The organism is Candidatus Aeolococcus gillhamiae (assembly GCF_016464765.1).
In the GTDB taxonomy this organism is placed as follows: domain Bacteria; phylum Chloroflexota; class Dormibacteria; order Aeolococcales; family Aeolococcaceae; genus Aeolococcus; species Aeolococcus gillhamiae.
Genome location: NZ_JAEKNS010000037.1, coordinates 1 through 18,864 on the forward strand (window position 1 = coordinate 1; position 18,864 = coordinate 18,864).

23 protein-coding genes, 1 tRNA gene and 1 pseudogene are annotated in these 18,864 nt (G+C 65.9%); 19 read left to right on the forward strand and 6 right to left on the reverse strand.

Features of this window, described 5'->3' with window-relative positions; translation table 11 throughout:
• From JF886_RS02525 to JF886_RS02535, 3 genes are all read left to right on the forward strand, one after another.
• On the forward strand, positions 1-253 hold a 253-nt coding region (locus JF886_RS02525; protein WP_502711382.1), incomplete at its 5' end, for a DUF8746 domain-containing protein.
• On the forward strand, positions 250-1,056 hold the full coding sequence (locus JF886_RS02530; protein WP_337309286.1) for an ABC transporter permease subunit: 807 nt from the start codon (positions 250-252) through the stop codon (positions 1,054-1,056). The genes JF886_RS02525 and JF886_RS02530, both read left to right, overlap by 4 nt.
• Before the next feature lie 8 nt (positions 1,057-1,064).
• Positions 1,065-1,385, forward strand: a complete 321-nt coding sequence (locus JF886_RS02535) for a hypothetical protein (RefSeq protein WP_337309287.1) — start codon at positions 1,065-1,067, stop codon at positions 1,383-1,385.
• A gap of 30 nt (positions 1,386-1,415) precedes the next feature.
• Here JF886_RS02535 and JF886_RS02540 read toward each other — a convergent pair whose 3' ends face one another.
• Complete coding sequence (locus JF886_RS02540; protein WP_337309289.1) at positions 1,416-2,018, reverse strand: hypothetical protein; 603 nt, start codon at positions 2,016-2,018, stop codon at positions 1,416-1,418.
• Between the two features lie 338 nt (positions 2,019-2,356).
• Between JF886_RS02540 and JF886_RS02545 the strand changes: the two genes are divergently transcribed.
• The 9 genes and pseudogenes from JF886_RS02545 to JF886_RS02585 all read left to right on the forward strand — a co-directional run bounded on the left by JF886_RS02545 (position 2,357) and on the right by JF886_RS02585 (position 7,986).
• A complete protein-coding gene (locus JF886_RS02545) occupies positions 2,357-2,596 on the forward strand; it encodes an SHOCT domain-containing protein (RefSeq protein WP_337309291.1) in 240 nt (79 codons plus the stop codon).
• 256 nt (positions 2,597-2,852) lie between these two features.
• Positions 2,853-3,437: pseudogene (locus JF886_RS16730) on the forward strand (permease); the annotation flags it as partial.
• An 88-nt stretch (positions 3,438-3,525) separates the two neighbouring features.
• Positions 3,526-4,299, forward strand: coding sequence for a YHS domain-containing protein (locus JF886_RS02555; RefSeq protein WP_337309295.1), 774 nt, complete (start codon positions 3,526-3,528; stop codon positions 4,297-4,299).
• 43 nt (positions 4,300-4,342) lie between these two features.
• A complete protein-coding gene (locus JF886_RS02560; RefSeq protein WP_337309297.1) occupies positions 4,343-4,633 on the forward strand; it encodes a metal-sensitive transcriptional regulator in 291 nt (96 codons plus the stop codon).
• Positions 4,634-4,900: 267 nt separating this feature from the next.
• Complete coding sequence (locus tag JF886_RS02565; RefSeq protein ID WP_337309299.1) at positions 4,901-5,896, forward strand: alpha/beta fold hydrolase; 996 nt, start codon at positions 4,901-4,903, stop codon at positions 5,894-5,896.
• Between the two features lie 838 nt (positions 5,897-6,734).
• Positions 6,735-6,968, forward strand: coding sequence for a hypothetical protein (locus JF886_RS02570; RefSeq protein ID WP_337309301.1), 234 nt, complete (start codon positions 6,735-6,737; stop codon positions 6,966-6,968).
• A 33-nt stretch (positions 6,969-7,001) separates the two neighbouring features.
• On the forward strand, positions 7,002-7,274 hold the full coding sequence (locus JF886_RS02575) for a type II toxin-antitoxin system TacA family antitoxin (protein ID WP_337309303.1): 273 nt from the start codon (positions 7,002-7,004) through the stop codon (positions 7,272-7,274).
• Positions 7,275-7,401: 127 nt separating this feature from the next.
• Entirely contained in the window at positions 7,402-7,761 is a 360-nt protein-coding gene (locus JF886_RS16735; protein ID WP_350340563.1) for a GNAT family N-acetyltransferase, read from the forward strand.
• Between the two features lie 93 nt (positions 7,762-7,854).
• The gene (locus tag JF886_RS02585; protein ID WP_337309306.1) at positions 7,855-7,986 is read left to right on the forward strand and encodes a hypothetical protein; all 132 of its coding nucleotides are present in this window, start codon (positions 7,855-7,857) and stop codon (positions 7,984-7,986) included.
• Positions 7,987-8,095: 109 nt separating this feature from the next.
• Here the strand turns inward: JF886_RS02585 and JF886_RS02590 are convergent.
• Positions 8,096-8,210, reverse strand: a tRNA-Gly gene (locus tag JF886_RS02590).
• A gap of 144 nt (positions 8,211-8,354) precedes the next feature.
• On the reverse strand, positions 8,355-10,508 hold the full coding sequence (locus JF886_RS02595; protein ID WP_337309307.1) for a sensor histidine kinase: 2,154 nt from the start codon (positions 10,506-10,508) through the stop codon (positions 8,355-8,357).
• A 375-nt stretch (positions 10,509-10,883) separates the two neighbouring features.
• On the opposite strand from JF886_RS02595, the gene JF886_RS02600 reads away from it, so the two are divergent.
• The gene (locus JF886_RS02600) at positions 10,884-11,129 is read left to right on the forward strand and encodes a hypothetical protein (protein WP_337309308.1); all 246 of its coding nucleotides are present in this window, start codon (positions 10,884-10,886) and stop codon (positions 11,127-11,129) included.
• A gap of 84 nt (positions 11,130-11,213) precedes the next feature.
• Positions 11,214-11,630, forward strand: a complete 417-nt coding sequence (locus JF886_RS02605) for a VOC family protein (RefSeq protein WP_337309310.1) — start codon at positions 11,214-11,216, stop codon at positions 11,628-11,630.
• A gap of 923 nt (positions 11,631-12,553) precedes the next feature.
• Here the strand turns inward: JF886_RS02605 and JF886_RS02610 are convergent.
• On the reverse strand, positions 12,554-13,198 hold the full coding sequence (locus tag JF886_RS02610; RefSeq protein ID WP_337309312.1) for a TetR/AcrR family transcriptional regulator: 645 nt from the start codon (positions 13,196-13,198) through the stop codon (positions 12,554-12,556).
• A gap of 65 nt (positions 13,199-13,263) precedes the next feature.
• Between JF886_RS02610 and JF886_RS02615 the strand changes: the two genes are divergently transcribed.
• The 3 genes from JF886_RS02615 (at position 13,264) to JF886_RS02625 (ending at position 14,555) form a co-directional block, all read left to right on the forward strand.
• The gene (locus JF886_RS02615; RefSeq protein ID WP_337309314.1) at positions 13,264-13,551 is read left to right on the forward strand and encodes a hypothetical protein; all 288 of its coding nucleotides are present in this window, start codon (positions 13,264-13,266) and stop codon (positions 13,549-13,551) included.
• Between the two features lie 19 nt (positions 13,552-13,570).
• Positions 13,571-14,167 (forward strand): class I SAM-dependent methyltransferase, encoded by a 597-nt coding sequence (locus JF886_RS02620; RefSeq protein ID WP_337309316.1) that lies wholly within the window; start codon positions 13,571-13,573, stop codon positions 14,165-14,167.
• 181 nt (positions 14,168-14,348) lie between these two features.
• Positions 14,349-14,555 (forward strand): hypothetical protein, encoded by a 207-nt coding sequence (locus tag JF886_RS02625; protein ID WP_337309318.1) that lies wholly within the window; start codon positions 14,349-14,351, stop codon positions 14,553-14,555.
• A 681-nt stretch (positions 14,556-15,236) separates the two neighbouring features.
• Here the strand turns inward: JF886_RS02625 and JF886_RS02630 are convergent.
• Together JF886_RS02630 and JF886_RS02635 are read right to left on the reverse strand one after the other, a co-directional pair.
• A complete protein-coding gene (locus JF886_RS02630) occupies positions 15,237-15,629 on the reverse strand; it encodes a LapA family protein (RefSeq protein WP_337309320.1) in 393 nt (130 codons plus the stop codon).
• Positions 15,630-15,855: 226 nt separating this feature from the next.
• Entirely contained in the window at positions 15,856-16,179 is a 324-nt protein-coding gene (locus JF886_RS02635; RefSeq protein WP_337309322.1) for a hypothetical protein, read from the reverse strand.
• 57 nt (positions 16,180-16,236) lie between these two features.
• On the opposite strand from JF886_RS02635, the gene JF886_RS02640 reads away from it, so the two are divergent.
• Both JF886_RS02640 and JF886_RS02645 read left to right on the forward strand, forming a co-directional pair.
• Complete coding sequence (locus JF886_RS02640; RefSeq protein ID WP_337309324.1) at positions 16,237-16,467, forward strand: hypothetical protein; 231 nt, start codon at positions 16,237-16,239, stop codon at positions 16,465-16,467.
• 776 nt (positions 16,468-17,243) lie between these two features.
• On the forward strand, positions 17,244-18,248 hold the full coding sequence (locus tag JF886_RS02645; protein WP_337309326.1) for a GGDEF domain-containing protein: 1,005 nt from the start codon (positions 17,244-17,246) through the stop codon (positions 18,246-18,248).
• The last annotated feature ends 616 nt before the right edge of the window (positions 18,249-18,864 follow it).

An 18,864-nucleotide genomic window follows, 5' to 3' on the forward strand; every position in this document is an offset into this window, starting at 1 on the left:
CGATGCGCTCGCGACGCTGCTGACCGCGCGGGGGGCTGAGGTCATTCGGGTCGAGACGGACACGCTCCGTGTCACCGGTGTCACCACTGATGCGGTCGGCGACCTTGCACGCGCGCACGGCTTCACGGTGCAGGAGCTGTCGGCGCAGCAGGTATCGCTGGAGCAGGCTTACATGGAGCTCACCAAGGACTCCGTCGACTACCGCCAAGCCGAGGACGCGTACGTCGCGGCCGCGAAGGGAGGCCCGTCATGAATGCCATCGCGACTCCGCGCGCGTCGTACAGGCCGCTGTCGGGCTTCGCCAATATTCTCCGCTCGGAGTTCTGCAAGCTCCGCTCGGTCCGCTCCACGTACTGGACGCTCTTCGCCGCGGTGGCGTTCAACGTCGGACTGGCGGGGCTCGAAGCGATCATCCTTCCCGGGCATCTCAGCGCCCATGACAAGGCGACACTCGACGCGACCAGGGTCAGCCTCGGCGGCATCCACCTGTCGCAGATCGCCTTCGGGGTGCTGGGTGTGCTGGTCATCACCGGTGAGTACGGCACCGGCATGATCCGCGCCACCCTCAGCGCGGTGCCGCAGCGTCGCCTGGTGCTGGCCGCCAAGGCGCTGGTGTTCACGGTCGTCGGCCTTGTCATCGGGATCGTCGCGAGCTTCGGCGCCTACTTCACGTTTCAGGCGTTCCTCTCCGGCGACAGCCTGCGGTCCTCGATCGGCGAGCCCGGTGTCCTGCGCGCGGTCATTGGAGGCGGCCTCTATATGACGGTGCTCGGGCTCTTCGGACTCGGTCTCGGCGCGATCATCCGAGTCAGCGCGGGCGCGATCGCGGTGCTGTTTGGGGTCCTCTTCGTGCCGCAGATCCTCGTCCAGCTGCTGCCCCAGTCCTGGCAGTCGGCGATCGGACCCTACGTTCCCATGGAGGCGGCCAACCAGATCTTCTCCGCCCATCAGGAGGCGGGCAACCTGGGGGCCTGGGCCGGGTTCGGCGTGTTCTGCGTCTACGCCGTCGTCGCCCTTGTCGCCGGGTTTTTCGTGATCAGTCGCCGCGATGCATAGGAGTCGAGATGAATGACGATTTCGAGAACCAGACGGGGCCGAAGGGCCGGGCGCGCATCCTCGAGCGCCTCGACAAGATGGTGACGTTGGGACGTGTGACCGAGACGGAGGCCGCCCGGCTACGCGCCGCAGCCGATATGGATCAGTTCGACGATGCGGTCCGGAGCATCCGCGTCAGACACGCGGGGGCGAGGCTGGACGCGGCGGTCGAAGGTGGCCAGATGACACAGGAGGAAGCGGACGCCTACCTCGAGCGCCTCGGAAAAGGGGAGCACCCACGGTCCCTTCGGACCCATCTGAGCAAGCTGCACCCGAGATCTCACACCTGAACACGCACCGAGCCGGGACCAACGTGATGGTCAGTGCGAGGGTTTGACGCGGAGCCCTACAGCGACGGCAGCGACCGTCATCACCAGCACGACCACCACCCCGGCGACGACCAGGACCAGCGGGAAGGTCGAACCGGTCTGGGTGGGTGCGCCGGTCGGGTGGGCAGGCGTCCCCGGGGCATCGGCAGGCCGCAAGCCGCTGAGGTTCGCCGAGTAGGGCTGAGTCGCGGTGCAGCTGTTGTCGGTGAAGTGAGCCGGACCGCCTCCGTCAGGCACAAAGAGGTACTGGGCACCAGCAGCATAGGTGCGGTCCACGGAGGTGGCGGCGGCGTTGAGATCCGGGGTGCCAACAACCTCGACGGACCACGGTATCGCGCTGCCCCTCCAGACGTCGTCCACCCGGACCGTGGCCACGCGGTCGCCATTGCTCAGCTCGGTGACGGTGCCGACGAACACCGTCGGTGCCGATCTGATCGCCTCTTGTTCTGAGCCCCCGCTGCTGGCACACGAAGCATCGGCGATGACGGGAACGAGCAGCACCGCCGCCAGCGCAACCAAGGGCCCCAGCGTTGCCAGCAGCCATGACGGCGCGTGCCTGCTGATGGTTGACGAGGGGAGTGGCGCCACCCGCATTGGATTTCCCTCTTTTGCCCGCGCTGGTATCAACAGAGTAGACACTCTGGCGACCTCGTTTACTGACTCGCAGGCCATATCACCATCCGCTTCGTTCCCGGCGCCAACCTCACCCTGTTTGTGGTCTTTGCGGGCAGCCTCGCCGCGTACCTCGCAGTCCTGGATGACGTCGCACGCACGAAGGCGGCAGCGCGCGTAGTCGCGCTGGACCGAAAGTCGTGGGGCGGGTCGGATGGCCCGGATGTCTCGTGGCTTCCGGCTCTGTGCAGGGCCGGCCGTGGAGGCCACGATGAACGGCAGACGATCAAACGTCCAATGGAAGCTCAGGAGGTCAGGACGTGATGTGGGGTTATGGTGGATACGGTTCGATGTGGTGGATGATCGTGGTCCAGGTGCTGATCGCTGCCGTGGTCATCGCCGGCGTCGCTTTCGCCGTGATCGCCCTCGCGCGGCGCACGGACCCAGTGGCGTCGGCCGGCCCCGGCAGCCCTTGCACGATCCTCGAGGGACGCCTGGCGCGCGGCGAGATCGATGAGCAGGAGTTCCAGCGGCGGTCGAGCTTGCTGATGAAGCCGTAGCGCCATCCCGGATGGGCCAGCGGCGAACCGTCGGGCACAGATGACGCTCGGCAGCGATCAACGGGTGGTTGCATCTCCGGGCGGGTCTGCGCAGTCCTCTTCGGCGAACCGCGGGATCGCGGGGCGGCTCCTCGCGGTCAGCGCGGCGCCGCGTGAGCGTCGAAGCTGATACGATACCCTGGGTGGGTATGGTACGAAGAGGACGACCATGAGCGTGTTGGGTGCCATCGGCGGCAGCCTTGAGGAAGCGTTCTTCATGTTCTGGGAGACGCTCTGGGCCCTCATCCTGGGATTTGGTCTCTCTGGCGTCGTGCAGGCATTTGTCTCCCGCGGCCAGATGGAGCGCGTCCTGGGAAGCCCAGGGGTTCGCACCCTCGGCAGGGCCACCTTCTTGGGCATGGTCTCGTCGTCCTGCTCGTATGCGGCAACGGCGATGGCCAAGTCGCTGTTCCAGAAGGGTGCCAACTTCACTGCGGCGATGGTCTTCATGATCGCCTCGACCAACCTGGTCATCGAGCTCGGCATCATCCTCGCGCTGCTGATCGGCTGGCAGTTCACCGCCAGCGAGTTCGTCGGCGGCGTGCTGATGATCGGCCTCTTAGCGCTCGTCTCACGGTTCTTCTTCCCCAAAGCGCTCGTTGAGGCCGCGCGAGAGCGACTGCGGTCGGGCGATTCGGCGCGGAGCGCTCACGTCGAGCACCTCAGAGATGTCAGCGCGCCGGACGATCACGCGGCGGATCGGGTGCCATTTGCGGTGCGGGTGCGGACCCTGGCGGGGTGGTCGGACGCGGCCAGCTACACCATGGCCGACATCACCATGCTGCGTCGCGAGATGGTGATCGGCTTCGGTGTGGCCGGATTCCTCGCCGTGCTGGTCCCGGACGCTGTGTGGGGGTCACGTCTTCATCACCGGCCACGGATTCTGGACGGTGCTCGAGAACGCAATTGTCGGCCCGTTCATCGCGATCATCAGCTTTGTCTGCTCGATCGGCAACGTCCCGCTTGCCGCCGCCTTGTGGAAGGGCGGCATCAGCTTCGGCGGCGTCGTGGCCTTCATCTTTGCCGACCTCATCACACTGCCGCTGCTGGTCATCTATCGCAAGTACTACGGAACCAGGATGATGCTGCGAATCCTCGGGTCCTTCTGGCTGGTCATGTCAGCGGGGGGCCTGCTGGTTGATCTCCTCTTTCAGGCCATCAACGCCGCCCCGACCGCCCGCCCGACGCAGATTGCGCCCGAGCGATTTGCGCTGGACTACACGAGCGTCCTCAACGTCATTTTCCTGATCGCGTTCGGCGGGCTGTACTACCTCCATCGCAACCGTGCCCGGTTCGGCGGCGGCACGGGCTACGCGATCGACCCGGTGTGCGGCATGCAGGTGGAGACGAGCAGCGCTCCCGCCCGCGTCGTCCACGACGGGACCGCGTACTTCTTCTGCTCCGACGGCTGCCACGACCGGTTCGGCAGGCAGCCGGAGCGCTTTGCCGGACCTACATTCAGAGGACCAGAGGGCATGACCGAGGTAGTCACGGATACGACAGCGGTGGCTCTCGACCCGGTGTGCGGCATGTCCGTCAAGATGGCCGACGCTGCGGCACGGAGAACCCGCGACGGCCACGATTTCTACTTCTGCAGCGCCGGATGCGCCGAGCACTTTGACCGCGAACCAGCAGGACGCGCACGTGGCCACATCGCCAGCTAGACGCGCTCCGGCGGGAGCACGTCGGAGCCGACCCAGCCAGACCGTGCCACTGCGAGATCGTGGCGCGTACCAGGCGAGCAAGCAGGATCTGCTGAAGCGCTTCCGACGGCTCGCCGGTCAGGTCAATGGCATCGCCCAGATGGTGGAGGAGGAGCGGTATTGCCCGGAGGTGCTCACCCAGCTCAGCGCTGCCATCGCCGGCCTCGAGAAGATCGGCTTCATCCTGCTCCGCGAGCACGTGCAGCACTGCGTTGCCGACGGGATCGCGGCGGGGGAGGGGGAGGCCTACCTGGACGAGCTCATCGCTACCATCCAGCGCTTTGCGGGTCGATGATGAATTGAAGGCCACTACCTGGTGACAGGCAGTCGCGCCGGGCACCCTCGGGTCCCTTCGTCCGTCATCGAGACGTCCATTGGATGAGCCACTCGCAGCGTCATGCCTTGCAGCAGGCAGACGGTGCGCCCCCGAGCGGCCACGCTGTGGCGAGCGCCGAGATAGAGGGAGATCAAACCGATGAATACCGGTAACCGCACCGCACGGCCGCCCGAGCGCAGTCCATCGCCGTGGCGACTGGGCGGAGGAGCGGTTCGCCTCACGGGGTTGGCGACGCTCGCGTTGTCGGCACGCGCCGCCGTCGGGGTGCTGAAGACGCGAGCCGAACAGCACTGGCAGCCGCCGTCGGGGGTGACTACCTTGGGAACACTCAACGTCCGCCGGCTTGGAGCCAGCGGTCCGCCTGTTGTCCTGTTGCACGGCATGTGCGGTTCCAACCGCTATTGGGGAGCAGGCTTCGACGTCCTCGCCCAACGCTGCCGGCTGATCGCGCCGGACCTGCTGGGCTTCGGACAGTCGCCCAAACCGCTCAACGGCTACAGCGCAGACGATCATGCGGATGCAGTCGCCACGTGCCTGCGCGAGTCGGGAATCGACGAACCTGCCATCGTGGTCGGGCATTCGATGGGCACCCTGGTGGCGCTTGCCCTGCTCGATCGGCATCCTCGCCTGGTGGACCGCGTCATCGCCATCGCTCCACCTGTCTACAAGTCCCGGGCCGATGCCAAACGTCACGTCAGCGCGATGAGCACCTTGATTCGTGTCATGGCCTTCGACCCGCCGGCGCAGTTCTTTTGCAGCGTGATGTGCGCCCACCGCAAGCTGGCCAGGTGGTTTGCACCGATGCTGCGTCCCGACGTCCCCGCCACGATTGCCCGCGACGCCGTCGACCACCGGTGGTGGTCGTATGTGAAGAGCATGGAGGGCCTCATCCTGGCAGCGGAGTCGCCGCAATGGGCCCGCGACGCAGTCAGGCCGGTGGACCTGGTGGCGGCTCTCGACGACGCTGTCCCGGACGTGGTGCTTCTCAACGAGCTTCGTGAGGCGAACCCGCTGGTGTCGCTCACACTCCTCGCCGAGGGTGGGCATGACCTGCCGTTGCGTCGCACCCAACTGTGCCTTGAGCTCATCCAGCAACGCGTCGACGAGCGCCTCGCCGTCCCGCCGGGCGCGGCGAGGGTGCCGCTGACGTTGTGGCCCCCGCATCACGGTGAACACACGGCACACGATGGGCCGGCTCTCCAACCACTGGGTGCACGATGATGCGCTCCGCGCCGCGTCAGGCCGGAGACCGCAGCAGCTTTCAGGACGTGCCGCGATGAGCAGTTTCCCCTCCGTCATCCTTCTGGCAACGGACGGATCCGCAGACGCCGCGCCGGCAGGCCGCGCCGCCGCGGACCTCTCCGGGCGGGTCAAAGGTCGTCGCGTCTAGCCTTCCGGACCTTTCCGGTGCGCGCGCACTTGACTGCCGCGCGTGGGTCCTTCGAATTGGGCCCTTGCGTCTGATCCGCCGGGTCAAATGCAGGTGTTGTAGTACGTGATGACCACGTTCATGGCGGGAGAAGCCGCTGCCCGGCGCCTCGTGCCGCGCGCCTCGGCTCGCGGCCCCTAACACAACTTCCTGCAGGTAGTGCGTCTGGGAATCCCTAGATACATACTCTCGGGCAAGTTTCACGCGGTCGGCCGTCGACCGAAGCCGGGCCATTCCGTATTCAAATCACGGACTGGAGCGGGAGACGAGGCTCGAACTCGCGACCCTTACCTTGGCAAGGTACCGTTCTAATTCTGTATTCGGGAGGGGCTGAAATTGGCTTCTAAACGACTACTTGCCCCCAATTTCCACGGGGGTCCACTCCGGCCCGGCGGCGTTCCAATCTGACCGCACCGCGTTCCCAGTGGGGGCAAGTTGGCGCAATCGGCAGGACAACTCGATGATCCGCCTCGCGCAAGCCTCCGTCACGTCGCGCGGGGTGACGCGCGGGCAGCCACCAACGAACACCGCCGTCGCCTGGGGAGCGATGGCAGTCTGGGCCAAGCCGCTCCAAGAAGACGCCCTTGTCCCGGATTGACTACTAACTGTGGTCGTCATATCGCGGATTGGATGACCCGAACCTCGACCGCGACGCTGTTCGGCTCGGAGACGCTCGGCAGCGTGCTCGCCTCCCTGCTGGCCGCGCCGACCCGCCCACTCGCCCGCGCAGACCTCGTCCGCGGAGCCGCCTCCCCCTTATCGGCATCGGCGCGGAGCACCTGGTCGCCCCTCCACAACGTTTCGAGTCCGCGTGGCGCGGCGGGGGAGGGGAAGCCGGCGGCGCTCGCGGTCACCGGCGTTTGACTTGGACGCTCTACGTACGTACAATGCCCGTACATGGAAGCTACGGATCGTCTCGAGGTGCGCTTGGCGCCCGATCAGAAGGCAACGCTGACCGCTGCGGCGGGCATCATGCATGTGACCGTGGCTGACCTGGTGCGAGACAGCGCTCTCGAGCGAGCGGGCCAGGTCATCGCCGAACACACGACCACCTTCGTTCCGGTCGCATATTTTGATCAACTGCTGAGAGCCCTCGACCAGCCGGCACCGAGCAACGCGGCGTTGCGCCGAGCGATGCGATCAGCAGCGGACATCGTCGATCGCCGCTGAGTTCACCTCCGAGCAGCTCGCCGCTCGGCAGGACCTGGACGGATTCAGCTGCGGCGAGCCGGAGCTGGACATCTGGCTTACGCAACATGCGCGAGATGCCTCAGCTCGCAACACCGGCCGCACCTTCGTGTGGGTTCGCGGGGACCGAGTCGTTGCCTACTACACGCTCGCGGCACATGCCGTGGCGCCGACCGACGTACCCAGGTCGATTGGGAGGGGCAGTCGGCAACCGATCCCTGCGATCCTCCTCGCACGGCTTGCATTGGACACGAGCCTGCACGGGTCAGGTCGCGGCGCTGCACTCCTTGGTGACGCTCTCGGCAGGGCCGTCGCTGCGGGCGCGCAAGTCGCGGCGCGGCTTGTCGTCGTCGACGCCTTGAACGACAACGCCGAGCGCTTCTACGCCCATTTCGGGTTCCAGCGCACGCCGGTCGCGCGGCGAATGGTCCTGAAGATGAGCACCATCGCTGACGCCCTGTCGTCTTGAACTCCAGTCGGCGTGGCCTAGACGTGCGAGCTGCTCCATTTGGACTCTCGGAAACCTCAGGCATGCTCCGGTAAGACCACTTTGCCGAGAGTAGTGACCTACGAATTCCTGAGTCACTACTTTCCCACCTCTTTCGATCTGCGCGGTGGCGACGGTGCCCGTCGCCGCATCGTCGGCGCCGACGAGCTTCGCCTCGTCGCCTTGAACACATACCTGGGCAGGTAGGTGTCGCAATTCGTATTCGAGAGTCGCTACTCTCCCGAAAACCGACGGCGATCCATGCGCGTCCCACGAGCATCCACGCTGGCCCTGTTGGAAGCACAAGAAACGCGACAGCGGGAGAAGGGGTTCGAACCCTCGACCCTTACCTTGGCAAGGTAGTGGCTCAATTCTGTATTCGGGAGCGGTCGAAAATCGCCTCGAAACGACTACTTACCCCCAACTTCCACGGGGATCCACGCTAGCCCCGCGGAGTTCCCTGGCTAACCATGCGGCGTCCCCACAGGCGTCACATCGGCCGCAATAGGCAGAGCGACTGTCGATAGTCCGACGCGGCGGCCTCCGGCCCGTCAGGCCTGCGAATAGCAGGCGGATCAGCCGGGTACTGCGAGGACCGCATCCGCGCCCGGAGGCGTGCCCAATGCGACGGGCAGCCAGCCGCGGAGCGTCGTGCCCTGTCCGGGAGCGGACTGCAGTTCGACCGCGCCGCCGAGGGCGTCGAGGCGATCGGCCATGTTGGTGATGCCGGCGCCCCGCTTCCTGGTGGCCATGTCGAAGCCGCTGCCGTCGTCGGTGACGCTGATTCGGAGCCGCTCGCCGTCACCATGGAGGCTGATCACGGCGCTGCTGGCCTGTGCGTACTTCTGCACGTTCTGGATGGCCTCGAGGCAGCAGAAGTAGACGGCGGCCTCGATGTCCTGAGGATATCGTTCCACCCCCTCCGCCTCCACGGTGACGAGGACAGTGGCCTTGCGGGCCTGGGACTCGAGCGCCACCACCAAACCCTTGTCCGCGAGCAGGGGCGGGTAGATGCCACGGGCCAGGTCGCGCAGGGTCTCCAGGGCCTCGTCGGCGTCGGCCTTGAGCTGGGTGATGGTGGCCTTGGCCTTCTCGGGGTCGCGGGAGGCGAGCATCTCCACTAGGCCGAGCTTCACCTTGAGCGCCACGAGGTGCTGCTGAGCGCCGTCGTGGAGGTTGCGCTCGAGGCGGCGGCGTTCCTCGTCCTGGGCGGTCACCAGGCGCTGGCGGGAGGCACGCAACTCCTCAAGGCGCGCCTGGAGGTCGTCAGTGAGACCGACGTTCTTCAACACCAACCCCGCCTGGCCGGCGAGGTGGGTCAGCAGGTTCGCCTCGACCGGCGTCAACGATTCCCCCGCGCGCTTGGTGACGCTGAGCGCACCGAGCAGGTCGCCCTGATGACGGACCTCCACGACGCGCCCAGTCCCGTTGATTGGCGGAAGGTTGCCGTTGGTTGCGAGCAGCGTGGCTGCGGGCTCTGTGTCCACCGGCCACGCTGCCGCGTTGCGCCAGGCCGCCTCGCTGCGCAGCCAGACGTCGGCGCGCTGCGCACCCGTGCCCTCGGCGAGGACGCGCGCCATCCGGGGCATGACGTCGTGGGTCGCGTACGACTCGGCAACCCGCTCGGAGAACTGCGAGAGCACCTCGTACGGGGTAGCCCGCCTGCCGTACACGAGCCTGTTGGCGACCCTCTGGACGCGCTCGCGGACGGGCTGAAAGCCCACCGCCACGATCGCGGTGGCCACGATCGAGAGTCCGAGGTTTGGTTTGCCCCCGCCACCGATCAGGGCACCGATGCCCACCGCGATGCCGACGTACACCGCGGTGATGAACACCGCCAGCGAGCCATAGACGAGGGTGCGGCTGATGACGACGTCGATGTCGTAGAGACGGTGCTTGAGGACTGCGACGCCGGCTCCCGCGGGGATTCCGAAGATGCCGAGCAGCGACATGTCTTCGAGCCAGGTGAGCCCATGGCCGGTGACCAGGAACATCGCAATGTCGCTCCCGATGGTTGCGGCGTACACCGCGGCGGCATACATGACCATGCGGATCTGGTGACGCTCCTCGTTGCTGCCACGTCGGTATCGCAGGACCAGCGCGACCACCGCAGCGATGGCGGAGAGGGGGAAGAGGAAGAACGAGGCGGAGAGGCCACTCACGATGTCGAGAGCGAGGCCTGCGGGCCGCAGCGGGTTAACCGCGCCCGGCGCGTTGTACGCCGCGGGGTCAGCGACCAAGGTGTTGGACACGTACGCGAGCAGCATGCCGGCGCCAGCAACGCGCGCCACCCACCGCCATCGCCGTGAGAGCAGCTTGCCTGACGGGAAGAGGAGCCCGACAAAGATGACGGTGAGGCCAATCGACGCAATCCAGAAGTCTTGCTCGATCGCGAGCGTCAGGTTGCCCCCCGGCAGCGCGTGGAGTCGAGCAAATCCGGCGTAGCGCAGCATCAGGTCGTCGAGCAGGTACGACGCGCCGCCGACCGCCAGCAGCCAGCCGATCGGGTTGTGGGGACGGCGAAGGGCCACGAAGCAACCCAGGCCTGCCACAGCGAGCGCTGCCGCGGTGAAAAGCGCGGCCACCAGCGCGGGCGCCGATCCCGCGTAACCGTTGCCGATCGCCTCGTCGCCGGCGGGCACAGCGACCGACGCGATGCCGAGCACCAGGGTCGCGACCGCAAGTGCGCTGACCCGCCGCAGCGGCGCGCGGGTGCTGGTTGTCCCCATCGGGGCCATTCTGCGGTGGCGGCGAAGCGGACGACAAGGGTGCAGGCACCTCTTCGGAACGGGGCAGGCACCTCCGGCCGCGTAACCACCGGCACGCCGATCGCGGCGGTGGACCGGGTCAAGCACGGGACGTTGGCAGGGGTCATGCAACCGCTCGCCGCTCGCCTGCAGCGCACCTCTCGCGAGTGGCGAACCGACGTGGACTCGTGCTGTCCGATGTCCGTCACCCCGGGGACTGCGGTCGGGTCGAACTGCGCGGTGGATGCCCTGGAACATGTGAATCCGCGTACTATATGACCGGCTTTTGAGGGCACGTCAACATCGCCTACTCGGACGGCACTTCGATTTGGACATGACTATGACGCTGACGGCAACATGCTGACGATCAGCGATTCGACCGGCAAGACGGTCTTCCACTACGACCTGCTCAACCGCAATTCCGACAAGGTGCTACCTGAACCGCCCCGGGTTTCATGGAGACTCGGTTTATTGAGTCCCAGCCATCGCAGCTGGGGACTTGATCTTGGGGTGTCGCGCTCCGGGTTGCTCGTGAGAGAACTCGAAGATGCCAATATCGAAGCCGTGTGTCCTTGCCGGGACAAGCGTTTGCGCTCAGAATAAGCCTCGTGGATACAGTTGCACCGTCTGCCGGGTAGGCAACGGATTGCAACCTCCAGAGCGTCGCCCTGATGAAAGGCAACACAAGTGGTACAGAAGCTGCGGTTTGAGGGTCTCACCCTCACCGTCGAAAGCGTGGCGAAGTCCGTTGAGTTCTACGAGGGAGTCCTCGGCCTGACGGTGGTCTACCGTTCTGACGCTGCCTTCGCCCTGATCAAGGTCGACGGGGGCGGCTCTATCGGGCTGCTTTCGATCGACGAGGCACGCAAGGAGGGCGCCGAGGACATGACGCCGGCCCAGCGGCGGGCTATTCACGTCGAGCTGAGCGTCGACGACCTTGATGCCGCCTACCAAGAGTTGTTGGAGCGGGACATGACGTTTCACGCCCCGCCGCATGACGAGCCGTGGGAGCGGGTTATGACCGGATCCGATCCCGACGGCTATTCGGTGGAGATCGCCCAGGGCCGACGCGGCGAGAGCGGCGACATTTGGACCAAGGAATGACGAGCCGGTGAGCACGCTTGTACCTCCTGGGATCCGCCGCCCAACCGACCGCCCCCCTGCTCGGCGAGGCACACTCCCGTGGTCAGGCCAATGACCCCGCGCCAACGACGACAGCATCGAATGGTGCTTGACGCACACCTCTCACAACTCCTCGTGCAGCGCACGGAGCGCTCGTCCAGCCAGGCGTCGCCAAGCGGTTCGGCGACCGCCGTGGGATCTGCCTGCACCAGGGTGACCCGGACGCCGCGGATGCGCGCGCCCACAAGATCTCCGCACACCAGGCGGGATCACAGTGGGTGGCCTCCGCATGCAGTTCTCGTCGACGAGGACGTTAGTGCGCGTCGTCCGGCAGGGTGGCGAACATCCGGCCGCGACACGGCGGTTGCCGCGGGGTGGGCATGACCCGATTTGACGGACAAGATTCGTAGCACGCACCGCCCCGGCCGGGAAGGCGTGCTCCGGTAAGACCACTTTGCCGAGAGTAGTGACTTACGAATTCCTGAGTCACTATTTTCCGGGCCAACGGCGCCGGAGCGGCGGCTTCTTGATGGCAACGCTGCGGTCCCTTCGACAGACCGAGCGCCTCGACAGTAAACACCTACCTGCCCAGGTACGTGTCGCAATCCGTATTCGCGAGTCATTACTCTCCCGAAAACCGACGGCGATCAACGGGAGGCACGCCGGAGCCACACGCGGCTCAACGGCGACCACACGAAACGCGACAGCGGGAGAAGGGGTTCGAACCCTCGACCCTTACCTTGGCAAGGTACTGTTCTTATTCTGCATTCGGGAGCGGCCAAAGTTGGCTTCTAAACGAGTACTTACCCCCAACTTCTACGGAGCTCGACGCTGGCCACGCGGAGATCCACGCTGACCACACCGGCGCGCCCCAGCCGCCGTCAGCGGGTGGTTGGTCGCCATGCTCACGGGAGGAGGGTGCGAGTAAGGGTCTCGCTGAGCCACTGTGCATAGTGCTCGGCTGACCATTCGCGGTTCACTCGGAAAAGGCGATGGACCTCGGGGCTGGTCAGCGTCCAGATGATGGCCGCCGCGTCGTCGGTGGTGACACCGTTTCGAAGGGGACCGTTGGCAGCAACCCAGCTCGCGACGACCTGCTGGTTTCGGTAGCGCTGTTCCCCGAAGCCTTGCCGGAGTGCAGCAATGTCGGCATCGACTGCCGCGGCGCTGCTCATGATGTCGGCGGCGGGTCGGGTACGCTCGATGTTGGCGCTGATCCCCGCAGCAAAGAGGTCGAGCTGCCGGTGTTGATCACGCTCTTGCCGGACGGCCTGGGGACCGGGGCGCGAGAGCATGTCGACCGGTTCGTCGTCTCCGCCTGCGCGAAGGTCCATCAGCGCCTGGAGGATGCCGCGCTTCTTTCCGAAAGCGGCGAACACCGTATCGGCTGCCACCTGGGCCTCTGCGGCGATGTTCTCCACGGTTGCCCCGGCATACCCCTGCTGCGCGAAGCAGCGTTCGGCGGCTTCCAGGATGCGCAGTCGTGTCTGCCGAGCCTGCTCTTGGCGCAACGTGGACTTGTACGACCGGCGTGGCTTGACTGAGGGCATGAATATATCCTACTATCGCACCATTCAATCCAGTAACACTAAGCTGATATAGCTAGGAGCGCGAAATGTACGGTTTCACCCAGGACCTTCCCATCAGCCCGGAGATCTATGCGCGGATACGGGAGGGGTTGGGAGCTGAGACACCTGAGGGCCTGATCGTCCATGTCGTGACCAGGCGCGACGATGGCCTTCGCTATACGGACGTGTGGGAATCGCGAGAACTCTGCGATCGCTTTCTCGAGGAGCGCGTTCATCCACTTCTCGAGCGGGCCTTGGCGCCCGAGAGCGGTCAGCTGCCACCGGAGCCGCCTCGTTGCGACGTTGATGTCGTCGACGTGTGGCGTGGCCGCTAGGAAGGGTTGAGGGAAAACCGTGCCTGTTGGTTTCCGCCTCCTGTACCGGCTCGGCATCACCCCGTGGGAACATGAGACACCGACCCAGGTGAAGGAAGCGGCCGTCAGCGCAGCGGCGTCGCCGGGCCGCGCCCTCGACGTTGGTTGCGGGACCGGCCGCGACGCAGTGTTCCTTGCCGAGAATGGCTGGACGGTGACAGGAGTCGATGCGGTACCGCGGGCACTGGACACCGCACGTCGGCGTAGTCAGGCTGCCAACGTGGAGGTGCGTTGGGTGGCTGGCGACGTCACGCACATGCAGCAGCTCGACATCGGCGATGGCCATGATCTGGTGCTGGACCTGGGCTGTTTCCACGGACTCAGCGATCATGGGCGGGTGCTCTGCGCGAACGGGATCACCTCGGTGGCGGCGCCCGGCGCACTCCTATTGATGATGGCGTTCCAACCCGGCCGGCGCGGTCCGCTGCCGCGGGGCATCAGCGAGCAGGAGCTTGCTAATCACTTCGGGTCCGCCTGGACGCTCCAATCAGCAACGGTGGACGAGGGGATGAAACTCCCCGGGCCCCTGCGCAACGCCAAACCGACCTGGTACACGTTGCGAAAGCAGGCTGCGTGAGGAAGCGCGGCGGTGCGGGCGACCGCGATGCAGACTGATCACAAACGAGTCCCACAGAACCACAAGCTGAGGGTGGAGCGGGAGACCGGGCTCGAACCGGCGACCCGTAGTTGGCGAGATCCGTGTCCCGCGTGCGTCGCAGGCGGAAGCCGATCTGTTCGACGCTGGCATCGAGAATGCCATGATGCAGATGGGTGGACCGCCCGCCGGACTGATGGTCCACTTCGCTCGTGCCGACGGCGACGGCTTCATGCTGTGCAATGTGTGGCGGACCGAAGACGACATGCGTTCGTTCTACGACGCGGTCGTGCTGCCTAGACTCGCAGAAGCCGGTCTCGCGGCGGAGGATCCGAGCGTCTCGACGATGTGGGGATTCGCCAGGCCGTAGGCAGCAAGTCTGATTCACGAGGCTTGGCACTGGGGCGACGGGGCTCGGCACTGGGCGTCGTCGCCCTCTGCAGGGCTGGACCCTGGGCACGACAGAAGCCCGGAGCCTGATGCCCGTCCGCGGGCGGCGGCTGAGGGCCTGACTGTTCACCAACTGAGTTCAGCTGGATGCGTCCGATCGGCCGGGTCAAATGCGGGTGTTGTAGTACGTGATGACCATCCTCATGGCGGGTGATGCCACCGCCCGGCGCCTCGCGCTGCGTGCCTCGGCTCGCGGGCCCTGACACCACTTTCTGCAGGTAGTGCGTTTAGGAATCCCTAGGCACATACCTTCGGCAAGTTTTGCGCGGTCGATGTTCGACCGAAGCCGGGCCATTCCGTATTCAAATCGCGGAATGGAGCGGGAGACCGGGCTCGAACCGGCGACCCTTACCTTGGCAAGGTAGCGGCTCAATTTCGTATTCGGGAGACGGGGAAAGTGGCCCTTAGACGACTACTTACCCCCAATTTCCACGGGGCTCCACGCTGGCCCGGTGGCGGTCCAATCTGATCACACCGCGTTCCTACGGGGAGCAAATCAGTGCAATCGGTTCGACACTTCTCGAAAAAACGGCCGGCGGGTCCTGCTCCATCGCCGGCGGTGCCGTCGCCCCGCTGCTCTGGGCGCGGATCAAGCGAGCCGCTAAGACTCCGCGATCACTCGATTAGCGATCTGCTGTCGGCGGGGCGGCCGCTGGAACCGTGCCCACCGCCGCCGTCGTGGGAGGCGGTTGCGCGACAGGCTCACGCAGGCGACGCAGCTCCTCGTGCTCAGACAGCTGCTGGAGGCGGCGGTGTCGCCAGGCGACGCCTGCCAGGGCGCTGAAACCAGGCTGGCGAGGACGGTCACCAGCAGGACCACGATCAGCGGCGTGCGGAGGTCCCAGCCGAGGTATTTCAACTCGACGGACTGCCCGTTCTGGATGATGCCGATGAGGATGGCAACAGCGAGGATGAGGGCGACGAAGAGGCTCCAGTAGAGGCCTGTGCCGCGGAACTCACGCCGAGCGCCGCTGACCGGGGAAGGCGTCGCCATCTGCTCCTCCAGCATGCGTCGGTGTCCTGTCATTCTAGTCCCGGCGAGGACTCCTTCCGAAGTCGCCGGCGGTTACCCTGCCGCACGGCTCCGTCGCGCGCAGAACCGTCGAGAGCGCTCAGGGCACGATGCGAACTCTGCCAGAACTTCCTCACCCACAGGGAGTCCGAGGTGGTCACCTTTGCCATGGTTTGCTCGACAACCTGGCGCCAACGTCGGGACACAGCTACCCGAACTGTCTCGCCGGCCTGTGCCGCGGTCGTGGGCGCTGCTTAAGGGTGGTTGGGAGATGCTGGCCTGCGCCAGGCCGGCGACGCCCGAGCATCCGCGATGCACACTTGGCGTCGTGGCTACCGTCGACCCCGATGACGATGGTATCGAGCGGTATGTCGTGCGCCGCTATGCCCACGATGTCCGGCGTCGCGAGCGTTGCCACCAGGTCGTTGCTGCCTTCGACAACGAGCGGGAGTTCCGAAGGCTGCTCCGAGAGCTCAATAGCGGCCTGAACCGTCGGCGTGCCGAAGGTCATCCTGTTGACAGTCGTGAGCATTACACCGGCGTTGTCCTCGAACCCGGGTACCGTCGCCGGCAGCAGGATGGCCGCTTGGTGCGCGCAGCGATTCGGCACGGGGTACTCATCTCGGAGGACCTGCTCGAGCGCCTCGACTTGCCTAAGAACATGGGGTTGCTGCGGATGGTCGGGGACCCCAGCTGGAAATTGGACACGCTCAATCTATGGTGGCGCCGCCGGGAGCGGTTCAAGGGATCGTCGGACCCTGGCCTGGGCTACGACGCTCGTGTCGGGCGACGTCGTCCGCATAGGTCGGTCGAGGACTAGCGAAGGGCGTAGGCGACCTCCGGAACGGCGGCTCGCCGCGCTTCGGGACTGCCCCTCCTTATCGTTCTTGCGACCCGTCTGAGGGGCAGCGTAGGGCGGAACGACGGGTCCTGGCATATAGCCGCGACCCTGCGCTTGACGACCGTAGAAACGGTGGTGCTCGTGGTTGCTTTGGCTCTCCTCGCACTGTTCGCCGTCCACCTTGTGGCGGACGGCCTTGCCTGCGCCCGTGGCGTGCTGCGGGCCTGCTGACAACAATGTCCGATCGGTAGGATCGTCTCACCGTGCCGGGCTATGATGTTGGGAGTGAGCCCGGATGCTCCTGGAAGGACGGCATTGGCCCGCGTTGACGGTGCGCGGAGCCGTTACTCGTGGACAGGTGTCGATCGACCATGACGATTACATCGGACCTTGGCACAGGATCGAGCTTTGCAGCATCCGACGTTTTGATCTTTCGTATGTCTCCGACTGGCTTGAGCCTGGTCGGCGGTAGGGGTCGGCGTGCTGGATGGAGCGGCATCGTTGACCTGTCGCTTGATGGCGAGCCGCTTGCCGTGAGCGTCCAGGGTTCCAGTCGGCCCGCCAGAGTTGGCGGCGGCAGTGAGCCAGTCCGCGTCATCGGACCCTACTGGGCGAAGCACGCGGTGCTGGTTCCCGTGGGAGGTGAACACCTCGTGGTGTTTGGCGCTGACGAGCCGCTGCCTGACCCTGACGCGACCCTGGTCCCGGCCGCCGCTCACCTCGTCGCCGACCTCCACCAACTCTCTCCTGCGAAGTTGCTCGCCGACGAGTTGGAGGTCGTGCACGCCATCCGCGATCTCATGCAGTACCGTCCCGAACGAGTCGCTGACACCGCGCGGCATATCGCGGGCAAGGCGGCCGAACCGCTGTCGTGTGAGGTCGGGGCGGTGCTCGTCCGGTATGGCGCCGAGGTCGTCGCAGAAGTCGTGACGCGCGACTGGCCGGCACGCCTGGACCCTGACGCGATCCGGCAGACGCTCCTCGACCTCTTCGACAGAACAGCGCAGGGTACCGTCCTGGAGATCGAAATCGAAGCCGCCGCCGGCGACGCCCTCGGACGAGAGCAAGGGCTGGTCGCGCGTCTTGCTTTGCCGATTGGGCGGCCGGTACGCTTCGGAGTGCTCGTGGTGGCGCACGCGGCCACCCAAGCACGAGGGTTCACGAACCTCTGTCAACGCATGGGACACTCGTTGGCAGACGTCGCCGAGTCACTCCTGGTGCAGGCAATCTCGCGCGAGGAGTTGGCCGCGGACCGCGATCGCTACGCGCGCGAGGCGCGGATCGATCCACTGACCGGACTTGATAACCGGGCCGGCTGGGAGAGCCAAGTGGCCAGCGAAGAAGCGCGGCGTCACCGGTACCCGCGTCCGGTGACGGTTGTCAGCGCGGACCTCGACAACCTCAAAGCTGTCAACGATCGCTTCGGGCACGAGGCCGGGGATCGTTTGATTTGCGCTGCGGCGGACCTTCTGCGCCAACAGGCGCGCGCCGCTGATCGCATCGCGCGCGTCGGGGGTGATGAGTTTTTGATCCTCATGCCTGAAACGGACACAGATGGCGCCAGCCGGTACCTTGCTCGCGTGCGAGCAGCCATGCGTCGCATCCGGCTGACGGACGACGCAGAACTCAGGTTATCTCTTGGCGCCGCTACGGCGAGGGAAGGCGAGACTTTGGTTTCGACGCTTGGGCGCGCTGACGCCGCAATGTACGGTGCCAAGAGGCGCCGTGGTCGCGGACCGCCCCGGCCGACCCGAGGCTAACGTTCGGCGGTTCTCGCGCAGAGCGCGTTCATGCTCCACCGGTGATGGTTGTCGGCATTGGATGTGGCCACCGTTGTCGTTTGGGACCTGGCGGCATGTTGGACGGGTTGCCGTCCGCGCGTCGAGCTGCGCTCGGGACGTCCGGGGCCATTCTCTCGTTTGTAATCCGGCGTGCGGGCCAGGCCTCCAGGTCGGTTGGCGCTCAGGAGTGTCCATGGCCGCCGTGCGCTGGCCACAACGCCGTCAACGCCTCGGCAGACTCCCGCTGAGTGTCCAGCAGCCGGAGCAGCCGCGACGAGTACGGTCTACCAGTGCGCTCTGAGGTTGCTGGCATCGATAGGCGCAAGCGCCAATGCGCACCAGCTACGCCTCCTCGGCAGGCCGAGGCGGTACCTACAGCAGCTTGTAGCTAAATGCCGGAGAGTGTAGAGCGGGAATCAGCGTGAGGCAGACGACCACGATTCCAATGATCAACGTGATCACCATTGCCCTTACGGCGGCTTGCCGCCAGGTCCGCGCCGGCTGAAACGCAACCCTCCCCACCGGGAGTGCCCATCGCCATGGATGGAGGGCTGCTGCGCCTTCTTCTCTGTCCACGAGTACTGTTTACCACCGC